Origin of the sequence: Saliterribacillus persicus (genome assembly GCF_003337485.1) — a bacterium.
Lineage (GTDB): Bacteria > Bacillota > Bacilli > Bacillales > Amphibacillaceae > Saliterribacillus > Saliterribacillus persicus.
Genome location: NZ_QPJJ01000015.1, coordinates 29,543 through 48,145 on the forward strand (window position 1 = coordinate 29,543; position 18,603 = coordinate 48,145).

General features: G+C 34.1%; 15 protein-coding genes. 6 read left to right on the forward strand and 9 right to left on the reverse strand.

Features of this window, described 5'->3' with window-relative positions; translation table 11 throughout:
• Positions 1–22 precede the first annotated feature (22 nt).
• The gene (locus DFR57_RS15085; RefSeq protein WP_114354047.1) at positions 23–1,132 is read right to left on the reverse strand and encodes a GGDEF domain-containing protein; all 1,110 of its coding nucleotides are present in this window, start codon (positions 1,130–1,132) and stop codon (positions 23–25) included.
• Between the two features lie 273 nt (positions 1,133–1,405).
• Between DFR57_RS15085 and DFR57_RS18505 the strand changes: the two genes are divergently transcribed.
• From DFR57_RS18505 to DFR57_RS15100, 3 genes are all read left to right on the forward strand, one after another.
• Complete coding sequence (locus DFR57_RS18505; protein WP_245937492.1) at positions 1,406–1,903, forward strand: hypothetical protein; 498 nt, start codon at positions 1,406–1,408, stop codon at positions 1,901–1,903.
• Positions 1,904–2,087: 184 nt separating this feature from the next.
• Entirely contained in the window at positions 2,088–3,239 is a 1,152-nt protein-coding gene (locus tag DFR57_RS15095; protein ID WP_114354048.1) for an AI-2E family transporter, read from the forward strand.
• A 134-nt stretch (positions 3,240–3,373) separates the two neighbouring features.
• Positions 3,374–4,645, forward strand: a complete 1,272-nt coding sequence (locus tag DFR57_RS15100; protein WP_114354049.1) for an FAD-binding protein — start codon at positions 3,374–3,376, stop codon at positions 4,643–4,645.
• Between the two features lie 99 nt (positions 4,646–4,744).
• Here DFR57_RS15100 and DFR57_RS15105 read toward each other — a convergent pair whose 3' ends face one another.
• Together DFR57_RS15105 and DFR57_RS15110 are read right to left on the reverse strand one after the other, a co-directional pair.
• Positions 4,745–6,187, reverse strand: coding sequence for a DEAD/DEAH box helicase (locus DFR57_RS15105; protein ID WP_114354050.1), 1,443 nt, complete (start codon positions 6,185–6,187; stop codon positions 4,745–4,747).
• A gap of 393 nt (positions 6,188–6,580) precedes the next feature.
• The gene (locus tag DFR57_RS15110) at positions 6,581–6,781 is read right to left on the reverse strand and encodes a cold-shock protein (RefSeq protein ID WP_114354051.1); all 201 of its coding nucleotides are present in this window, start codon (positions 6,779–6,781) and stop codon (positions 6,581–6,583) included.
• A 339-nt stretch (positions 6,782–7,120) separates the two neighbouring features.
• Here DFR57_RS15110 and DFR57_RS15115 point away from each other — a divergent pair, with 339 nt between their 5' ends.
• Together DFR57_RS15115 and DFR57_RS15120 are read left to right on the forward strand one after the other, a co-directional pair.
• Positions 7,121–7,486, forward strand: a complete 366-nt coding sequence (locus DFR57_RS15115) for a hypothetical protein (protein WP_114354052.1) — start codon at positions 7,121–7,123, stop codon at positions 7,484–7,486.
• Positions 7,487–7,666: 180 nt separating this feature from the next.
• The gene (locus DFR57_RS15120; RefSeq protein WP_114354053.1) at positions 7,667–7,951 is read left to right on the forward strand and encodes a hypothetical protein; all 285 of its coding nucleotides are present in this window, start codon (positions 7,667–7,669) and stop codon (positions 7,949–7,951) included.
• A 168-nt stretch (positions 7,952–8,119) separates the two neighbouring features.
• Here DFR57_RS15120 and DFR57_RS15125 read toward each other — a convergent pair whose 3' ends face one another.
• From DFR57_RS15125 to DFR57_RS15150, 6 genes are all read right to left on the reverse strand, one after another.
• Positions 8,120–8,617, reverse strand: a complete 498-nt coding sequence (locus DFR57_RS15125; protein ID WP_114354054.1) for a YehS family protein — start codon at positions 8,615–8,617, stop codon at positions 8,120–8,122.
• A 250-nt stretch (positions 8,618–8,867) separates the two neighbouring features.
• Positions 8,868–10,310 carry a 6-phospho-beta-glucosidase gene (locus tag DFR57_RS15130; protein ID WP_114354055.1) on the reverse strand — a complete coding sequence of 481 codons (1,443 nt, stop codon included), beginning with the start codon at positions 10,308–10,310 and terminating at the stop codon, positions 8,868–8,870.
• A gap of 64 nt (positions 10,311–10,374) precedes the next feature.
• Positions 10,375–11,811, reverse strand: coding sequence for a glycoside hydrolase family 1 protein (locus DFR57_RS15135; RefSeq protein WP_170133001.1), 1,437 nt, complete (start codon positions 11,809–11,811; stop codon positions 10,375–10,377).
• Between the two features lie 92 nt (positions 11,812–11,903).
• Positions 11,904–13,826 (reverse strand): beta-glucoside-specific PTS transporter subunit IIABC, encoded by a 1,923-nt coding sequence (locus tag DFR57_RS15140; RefSeq protein ID WP_114354057.1) that lies wholly within the window; start codon positions 13,824–13,826, stop codon positions 11,904–11,906.
• Between the two features lie 239 nt (positions 13,827–14,065).
• Positions 14,066–14,926 carry a BglG family transcription antiterminator LicT gene (gene licT / locus DFR57_RS15145; RefSeq protein ID WP_114354058.1) on the reverse strand — a complete coding sequence of 287 codons (861 nt, stop codon included), beginning with the start codon at positions 14,924–14,926 and terminating at the stop codon, positions 14,066–14,068.
• Between the two features lie 242 nt (positions 14,927–15,168).
• Positions 15,169–16,401 (reverse strand): NADH:flavin oxidoreductase/NADH oxidase family protein, encoded by a 1,233-nt coding sequence (locus tag DFR57_RS15150; protein ID WP_114354059.1) that lies wholly within the window; start codon positions 16,399–16,401, stop codon positions 15,169–15,171.
• 298 nt (positions 16,402–16,699) lie between these two features.
• Between DFR57_RS15150 and DFR57_RS15155 the strand changes: the two genes are divergently transcribed.
• Positions 16,700–18,583: a sensor domain-containing diguanylate cyclase gene (locus tag DFR57_RS15155; RefSeq protein ID WP_170133002.1), complete on the forward strand. Its 1,884-nt coding sequence runs from the start codon at positions 16,700–16,702 to the stop codon at positions 18,581–18,583.
• The last annotated feature ends 20 nt before the right edge of the window (positions 18,584–18,603 follow it).

The following is an 18,603-nucleotide window of genomic DNA, read 5'->3' on the forward strand; positions in this document are numbered from 1 at the left end:
ATTCATCTAATGGATCCAAGAATCAAACTGTCCTAGCTGATTTTTTATATTGATACATTTTTTTATCCACTGTAGTATAAAGCTCATCAACCGTCATCCGTTGAGTATAAGGCTGATATCCATAACTAAAAGTCATTTTTCTAATCAACTCATCTTCATTTTTTTCTAAGATATGATTAATTTCCTCAATATAATGGTCCACATTAGTTTCCTTACTTTCTATTACTACAATAAATTCATCCCCGCCCAGCCTTGAGACTAGTGCTTTTTTTGGAAAAACTTTTTTTAGTGTTTTAGCAAAGGCAATTAACATTTGATCGCCTTGATGATGACCATATGTATCATTAATAATTTTAAAATCATTCAAATCAATTAGGATAATACCAAACGGTGTCTCAGATTCCAGCAAATGTTGAAGGTATAAATCATAACTTTGTCTGTTATATAATTTTGTGAGAAAGTCTTCTTCTGTTGATGTAGATTCTAAAAAGATATAGGTAACCAAAATACCTAATACGATCGATGTCCATGAAAAGTGCAGCTTTGAATTAAATAACTGAATAATCATTCCAATAATAGGCAGCATAAAGAAAACGAGAAATATAGTTAATACATATAATTGTAGTCTATTTTTATTCTTTATCACAAAGAAAATCATGTAGATATATAGACTTGCGAGGACTAGATAGTGAAGCTCTTTAAAATCACCACTACTAAAGCTATTTCTTACAGGATGTACTTCAAAATAAATGGGATAGAATAAATTGAAAATTAAGAGGAAAAATGTAAAGATACTTAAATATTGATAGAATCCTTTTTTATAGATTCTTTTCGGATCTTTGAAAATATGATAATCGACATAGGATAGCATAAGCCCACCTAACACTGGTCCAATCAAAAATAAAACAAAATTTGTGGAATACTCAAGAAAAAATGAGCCAAAGAACTGCATACCATCGAAGATCCAGGTTAAAGGCTCGACTATAATTGCTATTGCTGTAGCTATCATTACTATTTTTAGCAGTCTTTTGCCAAAACTCTTTACTTTGGATTTTTTCTTAATAATAATATAAAGTACAATTAAAATCATCATCGCAAATACATTAATTTGAAATTGCACCAAGTAATCCATTTATTTTGCTCCCATCATTTTTTTATTGTATTCCGAAAAAAATATATGCCTCGACTTTTATATTTGATTAATTATATCCTGCTTCTTAATTAGTGTCAAAGTCCTAATTATGTAGCGGAGAGTATTTAATAACAATCACTTTTGTACTAGTTCCGTTAGATTTGCACGTAATTTATTAATAATTTGTTTATAAGTAAGAAACTTATTTCTCACAAAAGTATTTAATATCATAAAATAAATCGTCTCTACACCCTACATGAAGGAGTGGTAAAAATGAGGAGAAGAAAAATACATATTATAATAGCAGTTCTGTCTATTATAATATTTTGCTTTATTGGTTGGTTTATTTATACTTCTAATTATCATTTCGTAGCAAATGCTAACCTAGGGAATGAGCAGATTGGAGATATTAACCTTAGTGATTCTAGCTTAGAAAATGTGGTTTCTTCTATTCAAGAAGAATTTACAGAAAATAAAGGGACACCTTATTATTATTCTGTCAGTTCTCCTACCTTTACTTTTGGTGCTAACAAAGAAGGGAAAATTATCTATATGCAATCAAGGTCTGAAATATTATCGACTATGAAAGACATAACTATCGGCTCAAATATAGAGAATATTAAACAAAAATATGGAGAGAATTATATTCAAGGAAAAGAAATGGGTATAGGGAATTACACTATGTATGTTGATAGAGCATCAAATAAAACACTTCGATTTTGGAGTCAGAATGAGCATGTTATTCAGATAGATTTTGAATCTATCAAATAACTATTTAAACTATCAAACTTTTAATGAAACTAAATTAGTTTAACTTAATTTATCAGAGGTTATAACTAAACTTGGAGCAAATTTAAATTATCCATATCATTCTAGCATATTACCCACGCTCACCAGTTATGCTTAGGAAAAATTATCTAAATATGATACATTACATAAAAAGGAGCTGAATTTAATGGACGAATCAAATAGATTTTTAAAGTTTATTGGTGGAAAAAACATCTTTTACATATTAGCATTTTTTATATTAATCGGAATTACGGTATTTATATATACAAAGATATCCTTTATCTTTCACCCTTTTCAAGTCATACTATCAACAATAGCACCTCCCGTTATTTTAGCTTTTGTTGCTTATTATTTATTAAATCCTATCGTTGATATTCTAGAACGATTTCGTATTAAGAGAATATGGGGGATTATCCTACTTATTCTAGGTATTAGTGGTGCGTTGACTGGTCTTATTCTATTAACTGCCCCCTCGATCGAGGCTCAGGTAAAGGATTTAGTTCAATCTTTTCCACAATATCTTGGACAAATAGGTAATAGTTTTACAGAATGGGTGCAAAATTCATTCTTGGGACCTTATTATGATGAAGGATATAATTGGTTAATGGAACGGTTAGGAGAACTGCCAGAGATAATTGGAACCTATATCACGAATGGTTTTCAAGGTGTACAAAATATTGCTAGTACAATTACAAGCACCGTTGTATCAATCATTACTTTTCCATTCATCCTATTTTTCTTATTAAAAGACGGTAAGAAATTTCAACGTTTTACGATTAAAGTATTTCCACCAAAATTTCGAGAAGATACGAAGCAAATCTTAAACAATATCGATACCCAAGTTGGTTCGTATATTCAAGGGCAAATCATCGTTGCCTCTGTCATTGGTATACTACTCTTTATTGGATATCTAATTATTGGACTGGATTATGCATTCACTCTAGCGATAGTTGCAGCGGTTACGAGTGTTGTTCCTTATTTAGGGCCGACCATTGCCATTATTCCAGCAGCAATCATTGCGATTGTTGACTCACCATTTATGTTATTAAAGCTAGTTATTGTGTGGATAGCCGTGCAATTTTTAGAAGGAAATTTTGTATCACCGAATATCATGGGAAAAACAATGCAGATTCACCCTTTGACAATTATCTTAGTTTTACTCATTGCAGGTAACTTATTCGGTGTGATTGGGGTCATTTTGGGTATTCCTGGTTATGCTATTGTAAAGGTTATTGGAGCCTATCTTTATTATAAATTCAAAAAACGATACAATAAATATTATGGTGAAGATCGTGGGAAATATGAAATGGAAGAATAAGAGAGACACATCTGCTATCCTGAAAAAGGATGGCAGGTGTTTTTATATCAGTTTTTCTTTTATATCATTATTGAATGCGTATTCATTAATGTTTAGTTCTAAGATTATAATATAAAACAAGAGGAGTATAACAAATGAAAAAACAAACGAACTGGGCAGGAAACTTAACATATCAAGCAAGCAGGTGGTACGAACCTGAAACACAAGAGGAAATTATTGATATTGTAAAAAAGAGCAACAAGGTAAGAGTGGTGGGTTCCAGGCACTCCTTTAATGATATTGCAGACACAGAGGAAACGATTATTTGTCTTAAAAAGCTAAATAATGTAATAGAACTAGACCAAGAGAATTTGACTGTAACCGTGGAAGCTGGCATTATCTATAGCGACCTAGGTAAATATCTACAGAGCAATGGTTTTGCTTTAGAAAACATGGCATCCCTGCCCCATATTTCAGTCGCAGGTGCTTGTGCTACCGCCACTCATGGATCAGGTAATGATAATAATTGTCTTTCCACTTCAGTCCGCTCCATGGATATTATTACTGCAACAGGAGAAATTATTAATTTGTCACGCGAAAAAGATGAAGAGGAAATGAACGGGGCAATAGTTGGCCTTGGAGGCTTAGGAGTGGTTACGATGCTTACATTGGATGTGGTCCCTACATTTAACATTAAGCAGGAAGTATATGAAAATTTATCTCTTGAAACTCTTAAAGATAATTTTGAGTCTATCTCAGCAAGTGCCTATAGTGTTAGTTTATTTACAGATTGGAAAGATGGAATGTTTAATTATGTATGGTTAAAACATTTGGTGAAAGAAAATACTGATTCCATTAAAGCAGATGATGATTTTTATGGCGCATCACTTTCTAAAGAAAATAGGCACCCTATTCCAGGAATTGAAGCGGATCATTGTACAGAACAATTAGGTGTAGTGGGACCATGGTTAGATCGCTTACCACATTTTAAAATGGATTTCACACCAAGTAACGGAGAAGAATTGCAAAGCGAATACATATTGCCGCGTCAGCATGCATTTGAAGCCTTATCTGCCGTCAATGACATTCGTGATCAATTATATCCTTTACTCCATATTTCCGAAATCCGCACGATCGCTAGCGATGATTTATGGATGAGTTCATGCTACAAGCAAGAGTCAGTAGGCCTACATTTTACATGGAAGGATAACTGGGAGGAAGTACAGCAGGTCTTACCAAAAATAGAAGAAGTTCTTGCCCCATTTCAGGCTCGTCCACATTGGGGAAAATTATTTACGCTTGCGCCTGAAAAAGTTCAATCTCTTTACGAGAAACTTCCAGATTTTAAGCAATTACTGAAGAAGTATGATCCAAACGGCAAGTTTAGAAACAAGTTTATGGATAGCTATATCTTTGGAGAGAAATAAAAGAATTTACAAATTAAAGTGCATATAGACAAAAGAGTAGGAATGAGGCTCCTACTCCTTTTCTAATGCAGATTATTCAATCATGACGTTAAAATATCTCTATTTCATCGCCTTGCTTACTTTTAATTTTTTCCCTTTAACTTTGGTATGTTCCATCGCCTCTAAAACGAGAGAGCCTTTTCCATTAAGAATATCTACATAGGACCAATTATCTTTAATATTAATAATTCCAATATCCTCTGCAGTTACATTGGGAATATTCGATATGGTACCTACAAGATCAACAGCGCGAATTTTTTTCTTTTTTCCACCACTAAAGTGCAGCTTCATTATATCTTGATTGATTCTTGCTGTTTTATTATTTTTCACAATACGTTGTTCGGTACTTTTCACATCGAAAGCTTCTCTTCTTTCTGATACTTCTTCTGCTGTAGGGAGTTCGCTACGCTTAAGCTCAAATCCAATGTATCTTTCAATGGATCTCACGTACTTTCCTTCATAGTCTGCTGCAAAGGTGATTGCCTTCCCTTTTTTTCCTGCACGACCTGTTCTACCTGTTCTGTGTACATAGCTTTCTTTTTCCATTGGTACATCATAGTTAATAACTAAGGACACATTGTCCACATCTATTCCTCTAGCAGCAACATCTGTTGCTATGAGATAACGAAATTCACCCATTTTAAAGCCATTCATAACAGCAAATCGATCATCTTGTTCTAAACCACCATGAATCTGCGCACAAGCATATTGAGCTTGCTCTAATTCCGTTAATACTTCATTTACCTGGCCTTGGGTATTACAAAAAATAATACAACTATCAGGATTTTCAATAATAGTTACATCTTTTAGTAGGGACATTTTCTTCTCTTTTTCGATTTCGAATAACGTGTGCTCCGTATTTTCCGTTGTAACTTCTGTTGTTATTTCTATATTGATAGGATCTTGCATATATTTATGGCAAAGTTTCTCTATTTGAGGAGGAATCGTAGCGGAGTAAACCATCGTAACTCTGTTTAGCGGTAACTGTTCGATAATTTCTTCTACCTCATCTAAAAATCCCATTTTCAGCATTTCATCCGCTTCATCTATCACAAGATACTTTACTTGATCTAAATCGATTGTTCCTCTATCAATATGGTCCATCATTCGACCTGGTGTCCCTACAACCACATGTGTTTTTTGCTTTAATTCATCCTTTTGAGTAGCAAATGGTTCTTTTCCATAAACAGCTAAAGCTTTAATTCGTTTAAATCTTCCAATATTCGTTATATCCTCACGAACCTGAGCAGCAAGCTCTCTTGTTGGTGTTAGCACTATTGCTTGCGGTTCGTTTTCTTCCCATACAATTTTTTCACAGATAGGAATACCAAAAGCGGCAGTTTTCCCACTTCCAGTTTGTGATTTAACGATTAAATCTTGGCTTTCCAACACTCTTGGAATTACTTCCCTTTGAACGTCAGTAGGCTCATTATACTTCAATACATCTAATGCTTTTTGTAATTCTGTACTTAATTGATAACTTTTAAAATTCATTTCATTCATTTGTATACCTCATTTATATTTAGTTTACTTTTAACATTTGCTTTGTCAGTTAATCATATGCAATTATACCAAAATAAAGGTACCTAAACTAAACCTTGCAGTTAAACTAGGCTAAAAATCTCGTGTTAAAAAACTATTTCATCTCTTTTAAGGGTTCTTTACCTTCTACATTGAAGTTTGTTTTAAAGTCTATTACTTAGGAAAGGGAGGAAACAGTATAATATAACTGCTAAATTAGAAAACTTGCATTCGCTCGTCCTTTAGCGAATGTTTTCGTTTTTCTTATACTTAGTAGGTTAAATTTTCACTACGTTGATTACGCTTCTGAGTGAAAAATTTATACTCGCTTAATGTAAAATAAAAAAGGGCTCATAATTTGAGCCCTTTCAATAATTATGCTTTATTAACGTTAGTAGCTTGAGGTCCACGTTGACCATCTTCAGTTTCAAATGTAACTGCTTGACCTTCGTCTAAAGTTTTAAAACCGTCACCTTGAATAGCTGAGAAATGTACGAATAAATCTTCGCCACCTTCTACTTCGATAAAACCAAAACCTTTATCTGCGTTAAACCATTTTACTGTACCTTGTTGCATATTTGTTTCCTCCTGCGTGGATATTTTTCCACAAGTTAATACTATAATTGCTCAATGTAGATAAAAGGTAAAAAGTGCGATACTTATTCTTTACTCTCAGACTTAAACCGAACAAAAATAATTCTTCATAAGCATATCAGATAAAATAATAAATAGCAAGAAATAGTTGGAAACTACATGACGACCCTTTTTCTTGCTGTAGTTGTGAATAATTCTATTCCCTGATAACATGCGATAACTATTATTCAATTTAATTGGAATTATTTACCTATTAATAGTATAATAAAAATCATTAGTGTAGTACGTACTTTGAGTAAAAATCATGAGAGAGGGATGGATTTGGGATTAACTTCAATTCTAATGGTAATTTTTGCGATAACCATAATTACTATTATCGTATTGCCCTTTCTTTTAGTAAGAAAACACGGCAAAGGCGCATCTCCTTATAAGGGAACTTATATTATATATGGTCTACTTATTATCCATTGGATACTATATGTATCAGGTTTTTATGTTTTGTTGCCTATTAGTGTTTCCGACTTAATTTTTATTCCAATATGGTTTGTCCTATGTACTTTAGGCGCCATATATACCGTATTAGAATTTAAGAATAACATAGCATTTGCAGTGCAACTTGCTGGTTTTACTTTCCTAAGTTCAGTTTTTGCCATCCTTTTAAACGGTATATCTAAAATGTTAGGTTGAATAACTAGGTGGTGATTAATCCGACGAGAGGTAAGCCTGAAAAGGACTTGTTCCCACTTTTAACATTGGTGTTAGAAGAAATCTAGTAAAACAGACAACAATAATTTTAAAAAAGCATCTTACTATCTCGTGAAAATCACCTTTGTTTAAATAAAAATTATTCAAAATAGGATGAGATAAATGAGGAAACTCTTTTCGGTTTTATCATTAACATTTACGCTACTGGGATTAAGTACAATTATTTTTTTATTGCAGGGTGGAAGTCTTTTTGAAATCTTAACATTTGGAACTAAAGGTACATCGTTTATTGTCTTTTTAAATCTGTATAATTTGCTAGGTCTTTTATTTGCTTTTCCTGCGGAGAGAAATAAGTATAGTGTACTATTATTTACTTTTAGCATCATTATGCTTTTAAATAGTCTAATACTAACCTTTGTAGCTGTTTACGGTTTTCAAGAACCCTAAAAACTTATCTTTCACTTAAAAGGAAATTTGCATTAACAAGCTTAAAATTCAAAAAACTTTCAATATACACCATTTTCACATTGGTAATATGTTGCAGGTCTTCTCAAAAGAATTTAATATATATCTTCCCAGCCTTCTATCATCCCAAAGCAAGACCTTGCCGTAATATTATCCTCTATATCTAATAGCTAGTCCTTTTAAGAAATTCCTCGCGAACTTGTCGCCGCATTCTCTATAATTTTTATGTCCTTCTTTTCTTAACAAAGCACCCAACTCGCCTTTTGTGACTCTGATTCCCGCTTCCTCAAATATTTCAAGCATATCCTCAGTGGTTAAAGTGAGCGCTATTTTAACTTTCTTTAATAGCACATTATTCATGTTTACCTTTCTCTTAATCGAAGCTTCCGGCTTATCTGATTGCGTTGGTTTGTTTTCTTGCTTTCCTCTTTTATAAGTAATGAATCCACTTAAAAATGAATCTAACATGATGTTATCACATTTTATTTGATCGTCATTTTCCTCGTCATCTTCATCAGATTTAGTTAGAATCATTATCACTTCTGGCACAGAAACATTGATCCCACCCAATTTAAATATATCTACCATTTCCTTATTTTTTATTTCCAAGCCGTATCTTAAACGAATTAGTATATCGTTATTATCCATTATAAAAACTCCTATTATTTTTATTCATTCTGCCATTAAAATTTACAGACATCATTGCTTCCAATCTATCCTAATTTGCGCACGCTGTCCACATTTCATGTAGTTAATATAATGTGATGAAATATCATTAATTCTTTCCGCATTCGTGTTTCATAAAAAAATGGAGATGCCAATTCTTTTTCGAATCAACATCTCCATTTTACATCTCTCATTTTTTCACTTAAGAAAACTTAACGAATCTATTACAAGCCTAGTCAAGATTTTCCCCATTAGATTCAATTACTTTCTTATACCAATAAAAGCTTTGCTTTTTACTTCGTTGTAATGTGCCATTTCCTTTATTATCTCTATCTACATAAATATAACCGTAACGTTTTTTCATTTCACCAGTTGAAGCACTAACAATATCAATAGGACCCCAACTTGTGTATCCAATAATATCTACACCATCATTGATCGCTTCTTGCATCTCTTTTAGATGTTGACGTAGATAAACGATACGGTAATCATCATTTATTTCCCCTTGCGCATCAGGTTCATCCACTGCACCTAGACCATTCTCAACAACAAATAATGGTTTTTGATATCGATCATACAACTGATTAGCAGTGATACGAAAACCTTTTGGATCAATTGTCCAGCCCCACTCAGACGTTTTTAAATATGGATTAGTTATTGATCCAAATATATTTCCACTTGTTGTATCCTCTTGCACTTTAGGATCAGTGCTTGTTACTCTACTAGAATAATAACTAAATCCAATATAATCAACTGTGTAATCTTTAAGAAGCTTTTCATCCTCTTCTTCTGTTTTAACCACAATATTATTATCCTTAAAAAAGCGTTTCGCATAGCTAGGATATTCGCCACGCGACTGAACATCAATAAAGAAAAAGGATTCACGATCTTTATCCATTGCGTCCATTACATCATCCGGATTACTTGAATACGGATAAGTCATACCCGCTGCAAGCATGCACCCAACTTTAACGTCCGGTATAATCTCATGTGCCGCTTTCACCGCTAACGCACTTGCAACTAGTTGATGGTGAGCTGCTTGATATTTCACTTGCTGCTTATCTTCACCTTCACTAAATACAAGACCTGCTCCAATGTAAGGCAAATGTAATAGCATATTGATTTCATTAAAGGTTAACCAGTATTTCACTTTATTCTTATAGCGTGAAAATACTGTTTTTGCATACTTCTCAAAAAAACCAATGAGCTCTCTGTTTTTCCAGCTTCCATACTCTTTTACTAAATGAACCGGAACATCAAAGTGCGCTAATGTAACAAGTGGCTCTATATCATTTTTCTTTAATTCATTAAATAAATCATCGTAGAATTGTAATCCAGCTTCATTTGGCTTGTTGTCATCTCCATTTGGGAAAATTCTAGCCCACGAAATAGAAACACGCAATGTTTTAAAACCCATCTCTGCAAATAATGCAATATCCTCTTTGAAACGATGATAAAAATCAATCGCTTCATGGGAAGGATAATATTCTCCTTCCATTGGTGAAAAAGATGGAAGACTTCCTAGCATAATCGGAAATCTATTTTCACCTGTTGGTAGAAGGTCAACTGTAGTTAAGCCTTTTCCATCTGTTAAATAAGCACCTTCTGATTGGTTTGCAGCAATGGCTCCGCCCCACAAAAAGCCTTCAGGGAAAGCATTTATTTTTTTCGTCATATCGATTCTCCTCTCTGTTAATGAACAATATCAGCGAGGAACCCCTCACTGATATTGTTTTACTTTATAAGTTTTTTCCGTTTGAAGAAATAACATCCTTATACCAGAAGAACGATTTTTTACGTTTACGTTCTAATGTACCGCTTCCGTCATCATGCTTATCAACATAAATGAAGCCGTAGCGTTTCGAATATTCACCAGAGGATGCACTAACTAAATCGATACAGCCCCAGCTCGTGTAACCAAGTAAGTCCACACCATCCTCAACAGCTTCGCCCATTTGTTCAATATGCTCACGAAGGTATTCAATGCGGTAATCATCATTAATCGATCCATCTTCTTCTACTTTGTCATAAGCTCCTAGTCCATTTTCAACAACCATTAAAGGCTTTTGATAACGTCCATAAAGTTCATTTAAGGAAACCCTTAAACCCACAGGATCGATTTCCCATCCCCAATCGCTTGCCTTTAAGAATGGATTTTTAACTCCACCGATTAGGTTTCCTTCACCAATTTCTTCTGGTGTTTTTATCTTTTTATCCGTTCGTGACATGTAGTAGCTAAATGAAATGAAATCAACAGTACCTTCTTTGATTATTTCAAGGTCCCCTTCTTCTATATCTAGTGTTACATTATTCTCATCAAAGTATCTATCCGCAAAGTATGGATACTCTCCGCGCACCTGAACGTCACCGCAAAGGAAATTGAAAATATCTCCTTCTCGTTTAGCGTGCATTACATTTTCCGGATTAGAATCATACGAGTACACAGGTGCATAAATCAACATACAACCAATTTGGGATTCTGGGATAATTTCGTGTCCTAATTTAACTGCTTTTGCACTAGCAACAAATTGATGATGTAATCCTTGAAAACTATCTTGAAGACGTGTTTCTTCCTTCTCAGGAGAAAATCCAAGACCTAATAATGGCATATGTGTTGCGCCGTTTATTTCATTAAACGTAAGCCAGTATTTAACCTTATCTTTATATCGTGTAAAGATAGCTCTTACATAGCGGTCAAAGAATTCAATTAATTTACGATTTCTCCACCCCCCATATTCTTTTATAAGGTGCAATGGTGTTTCATAATGTGCTATCGTTACTAATGGTTCAATTCCGTGTTTGTGAAGTTCATCAAAGACACGGTCATAAAAAGCCAATCCAGCTTCATTAGGCTCAAGCTCATCACCATTAGGGAATATGCGACTCCAGGCTATACTCAAACGGAATACTTTAAATCCCATTTCCGCGAATAATGCAATATCTTCTTTGTAACGATGATAAAAGTCAATTCCTTCGTGATTTGGATATGTGTATTTTGAATGATCAATTTCAAAATCAAAGCCAGTTTGTGCCAGTAGTTTTAGTCTTCCTTTACCACCAGGAAGCACATCGGCAAGATTCAGACCTTTTCCACCTTCGTTATATCCACCTTCAAATTGATTAGCAGCTGTAGCGCCACCCCATAAAAATCCTTTTGGAAATTGTTTCGTCATCATTTATTCCTCCTAATTGATCAAGCAATTGCGATTCTATTTTTTAAAGGAAAAGTAATTTATTTTAACCGAACACTTTTCCTTTTGAGTTATCATTATTTTGCTTTGAGTTCTATTAATAAATCTTGAGACTTAATTTCTTGTTCGTTTATTGTTGTGATTTCAAATTGACTGTGATTTGTAATTACTACTGGTGTTGTTAAATCGAAACCATCTTTTTTAATGCCATTCATATCAAATTCAATTAATATTTGATTTCTCTCTACACGATCTCCTTGTGCAATATGCGCTTTAAAGTGTTTACCGTCTAATTGTACAGTATCCATTCCGATATGAATCAGGACTTCTGCGCCCTCGTCAGATGTGATACCAATTGCATGATGCGTTGGGAACAGTGCTGTGACAGTTCCTGATACAGGTGCAAACAATTTTCCTTCCGATGGTTCGATTGCTACGCCTTGTCCTAGTGCACCTGATGCAAATGCTGTATCATTTATATCTGCTAGATTTTTAACTTTTCCTTTTAATGGACTTACAATTACTTCATTTTTTACATCATTTTTAGTTTTATCTGTATCAGGCTCTGCAGGCGTTTCTGTTATTGCGGTATCATTTTTGTTAATATCACCAAAGAAGAAGGTTAAAACGAATGCTAGAATTGATGCCACCAACGCTGCGATTATAGCACCAATAACTGTTATATCTATACCTTCACTAGGAATAAAACTTGGGAGCTGGAATACACCAAGACCACCCATTACATATCCAGTTGTACCGAATAAACCTAATAACGCTCCACCAATTGCTGATGAAATAATAACGAATATAAATGGTCGCTTAAGTGGTAAAGCTATACCATACATACCAGGTTCGGTGACCCCGAATATACCTGAGATAATAGCTGGTGGACTAAGTGTTTTCATTTTTGGATTTTTAGTTCTAATCCATACAGCTGCAATTGCAGCGGCTAAAGCAAAGGAGTGCGCAAAAATTAGTGCTAATACAGGATCATAGCCTTGACTTGTAAAGTTATTAATTGCAATAGGAACAAGTCCCCAATGCAAACCAAACATAACAAATACCAACCAAAACCCACCAAGGAAAAACCCTGCAATTACTGGACTTAACGAATACGCTGCAACAGTAGCTTGTCCTAACAACTGACTAGCCCAAGTTGCAATTGGACCAATTATAATAAATGTTAATGGAATAATAATAAGCAACGTGAACATTGGAACCAAGAACATTTTAACAACCGAAGGAATTACCTTCGCAAAGAATTTTTCTATTTTTACTGCAAAAAATGCTGAGACGATAATGGGTATAACTGACATAGAATAAGTCATTAAGATAACCGGAATTCCAAAAAATTCAATATATACCGGTGATTCAAACACAGTTCCTGCAAATAAGGTGTACAATGGGTCGCCCGCTGATGGTATACCTTCTAAAGCTGGATAAACCAAAGCCATTGCAATAACCATCCCTAAGAACGGGGTCCCACCGAACTTTTTCATTGCAGTGTAACCTAGTAATATAGGTAGGAAGTAAAATAACCCATCACCAATTGCATTTAAAATTTGATACGTGCCACCAGTGTTATCTAACCATCCAATAGCAACAAACAATGCATTGAAGCCTTTAATCATACCGGAAGCAGCTAACACCCCGAGGATTGGAGTAAAGATTCCAGAAATCATATCGATAAAGCGATTTAGTACACTACCTTTTTCACCATCTGCATCTTCTGGATCTACTGATTTTTCAGATTGAAAACCACCTTCTTCAACCACTGCTTTATATACATCTGGTACATGGTTACCAATAACTACTTGATACTGACCACCACTTTTCATCACCGTGACAACATCATCCATATTTTTTAACACTTCCGTGTTCGCTTTACTTTCATCTTTTAATTTAAAGCGAAGACGAGTGATACAGTGAACAACACTTTTAACGTTTTCTCTTCCTCCGACATTTGCAATAATATCTTTTGCCAATTGATTATATTTCATAACAGGCCACCTTCTCTTTTATTTTTTTGGTTTTGGGCAAATAAAAAACCTGAATCAAATGGAATAGACACACAGAGATAGTGTCAATTCTATTTGATCCAGGTTATGCCCAAAACAGGTAACATTCCTAAATTTTTAATATGCATTTTTTAAGTCACTTAAGTCGTTAATTAATTAACAACTAAAATTTATCATGCTTTTTATGTGCTGTCAACTAAAATTTAAAGCGCTTTTATAAATTAATCATTTTTCTTTAGTTCTTGTTGACGAAACGTTACTCGGTGAATGTGCACCGTTAAATAAACCTTCTCATCTTGCGACAAAGTCCAGTTAAAATTCTTTTTTAAATAGATATTTATTTTTTCTGTACAAGCATATGCATTTCGATATTTCCTTTGCACTTGCTCATAAAGAAAATCATCTACGGTGTCTTCCATTTTCTCGTTCCTTATAAATCGAATAGCAAAATAACGAAGATGTGTTACAAATCGCTCGTAATTAATAGAGCTTTCATCCAATTCAACCTGATAATGATACTTCACTATATTTAAAATATTATTCACCGTCTCCGTAACTTGGACAGCAGTTTCCATATTTTCTCCAGAAATTTGACTATTAACTAAGTGTAATGCAATGGAACCTGCATCATCTTCATCTAAGCGAACCCCAGTGTGCTTTTCAATGATATCCAAGGATTTTAACGCAATTTCATACTCTTTTTTATAGTATTTTCTTATTTCATATAAAAGGCTGTTTTTCAATTCAATGCCCTGTTCATGTCTGGCAATAGCAAAGCTAAGGTGATCCGTTAATGCAATATATAAATATTCATCTAACTTGTATGGCAGAATCGACTGAGCATAGGCTAAAATTTCAGAAGATATATCTAAATATTTTTCAGAGGTGTATTTCAATAATTGGTCTAGCTTTTCTGAAATTCCAGTATTTTGGAGTACAAAGGTTTTCTCAACTTGACTATCATCAATTTGTCCTCCTGCTTTCTTTTGAAAGGCTATACCTCTCCCCATCACAACCATTTCTTGGTTATACTCATTTTCCGTTACAATGACGTTATTGTTCAGTACTTTCTTAATTATCATCTAATCACCACCTCTTACTGTATAGTATATCAATTTATATCTTCTTCAATATGGCAAAATAAAAAACCTAAATCTGATCACAAGAATATCACTGAGATACACCTGTAACAAACTTAGGTTTTGCCTGCCGAACAGTAACAATCCTTTTAAATTGTAAACGGTTAACTTATTTTTATCATAGCTTTTAAAAAAAGTCAAGAAGCTATTTTAATATTACCTATTCAGATTGCTATACCAAATATTTACACTCTTCTTTTCTCAAAAATCTCTTTTCCATTCTTAAATATGGTAAGCAGGAGAGCAAGTATAGGTGAGAAAGTAGGCTTAGTAGATTTTCCTTTTCCGATTCTTACGAGTTGTTGGTTATACCATGTTAATTCAATTAATCCCTTATTATCAATAAAAGGAAGTCCAGTTTTAACTGGCTTGATAGAAAGATTGGAAACTTTATTTTCTAGCAGCTTATTCGGATAATCAGGATAGAGCGCCATTGGCCGTGCTAACCCGATAAAATCTGTTGCGCCAGATGTTAGTGCCTCGTTCATAGCTGATGAAGTCCTAAACCCACCTGTTAGTATGAGGGGAACATTCGTAATTTCTTTTAACTTTTCCGTGTATTCTAAAAAGTATGCTTCCCGTTTAACAGTGGATGGTTTTGCGTCTTTTCCAAATAATGCTGCTTTTTCATACGTTCCACCGGAAATTTCAATAAGATCGATACCCAACTTTTCTAATTCAGAGATCACAAATTGAGAATCTTCTTCAGTGAAGCCAGCTTTCATAAAGTCAGAACTATTTATCTTCACTCCTATCGGAAAATCATCCCCAACTCTAGCGCGAATTGCTTGATAAATTTCAGACAGGAACCTAAAACGGTTTTCAATGGTCCCACCCCACTTATCCTTTCTCTGATTATGTCTAGGGGAAAGAAATTGGCTTATTAAATATCCATGTGCCGCGTGAATCTGTACACCAGTAAAGCCCGCTACCTTGGCAAGCTCGGCCGTGGAGGCAAATCGTTGAATAATCTCTTCAATTTCCTCACAGGACAGTGCCCGACATTTTGGAAAAAATCGTTGTAGGTCAGATTTAAATGGAATTGCTGAAGGTGCAACTGCTTCCTTTACAACGCCTTTAAGCACTTGTTTTCCAGGATGATTAATCTGCATAAAGAAATGCGTATTATTACTTGTGCCCGCTTCGGCCCATTTCTTAAATAAATCTATATCTTCACTGTCCTCTAATACGATGTTTCTCGGTTCACCTAAAGCTTTGCGATCAATCATTACATTTCCTGTAATGAGTAATCCAACTCCACCATCCGCCCAGGTTTTATAAAGTCTTATTATATTGTCGGTTGGTAGATAATTTTCAGAAGCCATCCCTTCACTCATCGCTGATTTTACGATTCTATTTTTAAAATTAATATTCTTATTTTTCAACATATAAGAGGCTGAAATGGACGGTTGAGTCATTTAATTAAGTCTCCTTTACTATTTCTACGATATAATCATTGTCTCAGATTTAATTGCACAAAGATACTTTTCATGCTAGTTCATAAGCGTGCGAAAAGTAAAAAAAGCATGTAAAATCTATAATTATTCCTATTCGGGGATAGATTTTATGCCCCAACATCAAAACCTCCTCCTAAATAGGACTATGAACCTATCTTTTTTCTTATTTTCTGTTATAATAAAGGTTACCACGAAACCACCTAATGAAACAGAAGAACCATCCTGATGTTTTATAGCTTCCAAGAAAATGGGTGACTTTATGAAGCTTAAGTTAATCACATTATTATTTTTCATTTTTATATTACAAGCATGTGACCTGCCTGCACAGATATCCTCACAAGATAAAGTTGCTATGAATGGGGAATTAGATTTATCTGAATGGAAGCATGAAGATAAATTAATTCAGCTAAATGGTGAATGGAAATTTTATTGGAAACAACTATTAAATCCTGAGGATTTTTCTGAAGGTTCTTCAAATAGTGAAGCTCGTATTATCGATTTACTAGGAATTTGGAATGATCCTTCCATAAAAGATAAACCACTATCAAATGATGGTTATGCTACATATCGATTAAAAGTTTCTAACACGACATTAAATGAAGTATTAAGTCTAAAGATTCCATATATGTATTCTAGCTATAAATTATGGGTTGATGGTCAGCTGATGGCTACAAATGGGCAAGTTGGAATCGACAAAAGTACCAGTATACCTGACAAGAAACCTCAAGTAATTCACTTTTCGCCCAACACGGATACCTTCATCATTACCTTACAAATTTCCAATTTTCATCATATAGATGGGGGCATATTGGATCCTATTATTTTTGGAACTTCAAAAAACATATATGCTAGTCATGAAAAAGATATTTTTTTTCAATCTATTTTAATCGGATTTTTATTGTTAGCTGGAATTTATCATATTGGTCTTGGCGTATTCCGTAAAGTAGAGCCCTATTTCTTTTATTTCGGCGCGCTATGTTTAGTAGCTGCTTTTCGTAATTTGATGGTTGATAATGTTTTTTTCACTAAAATATTTCCTAATATACCTTGGGAAATTGTAAATAAATTAGATTATATAAGTTTGTATAGCCATGTCCCATTATTAGCTATGGTCCTTTATCCTCTCTACCCAAAGGAGAGCTCTAAATGGTTTACTATTGTGACGATCGTTGTCACAGGTATATTTAATCTCCTTACGTTATTTACAGGATCGAAAATATTTCTGTCCATCGAGGTCTTCTTTCATATTTTTATGATTATATGTGTCTGCTATGTATTTATCGTCCTCATCAGATCTTTGAAAAGCAAACATGAGGAACGATACTATTTACTAATCGGAATCGTATTATTAATGGTCAGTATTCTATTGGATTTAGCCGTTGAATTCCTACTACTGCCTGACGTGAATTTATATCCAATTGGCCTTGTCTTTTTGATGATATGTTTGTCTTTGGTAATTTCAAGAAGGCTATCTCACTCCTTAGATCTCTCTAAAAATTTGGCCACTGACTTAGCTCAGTTAAATAGTGAACTTGAAGAAAAGGTTGAAGCCCGTACCAATCAATTACTGCATACAAATAAAAAGCTCGCGGAATTAAACGATAAGTTAAAAAATATGGCATTAATTGATGGGTTAACCAATATACCGAACCGAAGACAATTTGATGAATACTTTAAAGAGCAATATGAGGCTTGTGCTAAAAACAACATACCTCTTTCTATTTTATTTTTAGATATTGATTATTTTAAATTCTTCAATGATTTGTATGGACATCAAAGAGGGGATGAGTGTCTAAAGCAGGTTGCACAGGAACTGGATAAACAGCTTCACGCATTGCCTAACGGATTAGCTGCTAGATATGGTGGCGAGGAATTTGTTTGTCTGATTCCTAAGTTAAGACAAGCGGAAGTAGGGCGCATTGCCAACAATATCAATAGGAAAATCGAACAATTAAAAATAGCACATGAAAATTCTCCATTATCTGAATATGTAACACTAAGCATTGGTGTATTTACAGCCACTCCTAGTGCGCAAATCGACAAGGATACCATGCTAAAATACGCAGATGATGCATTATATCAAGCAAAAGATAAAGGGCGAAATCAAGTAGTACAACACGGGGACGGTTCTGGCGTTTCATAATAAGTTTCGTGCACAATTGA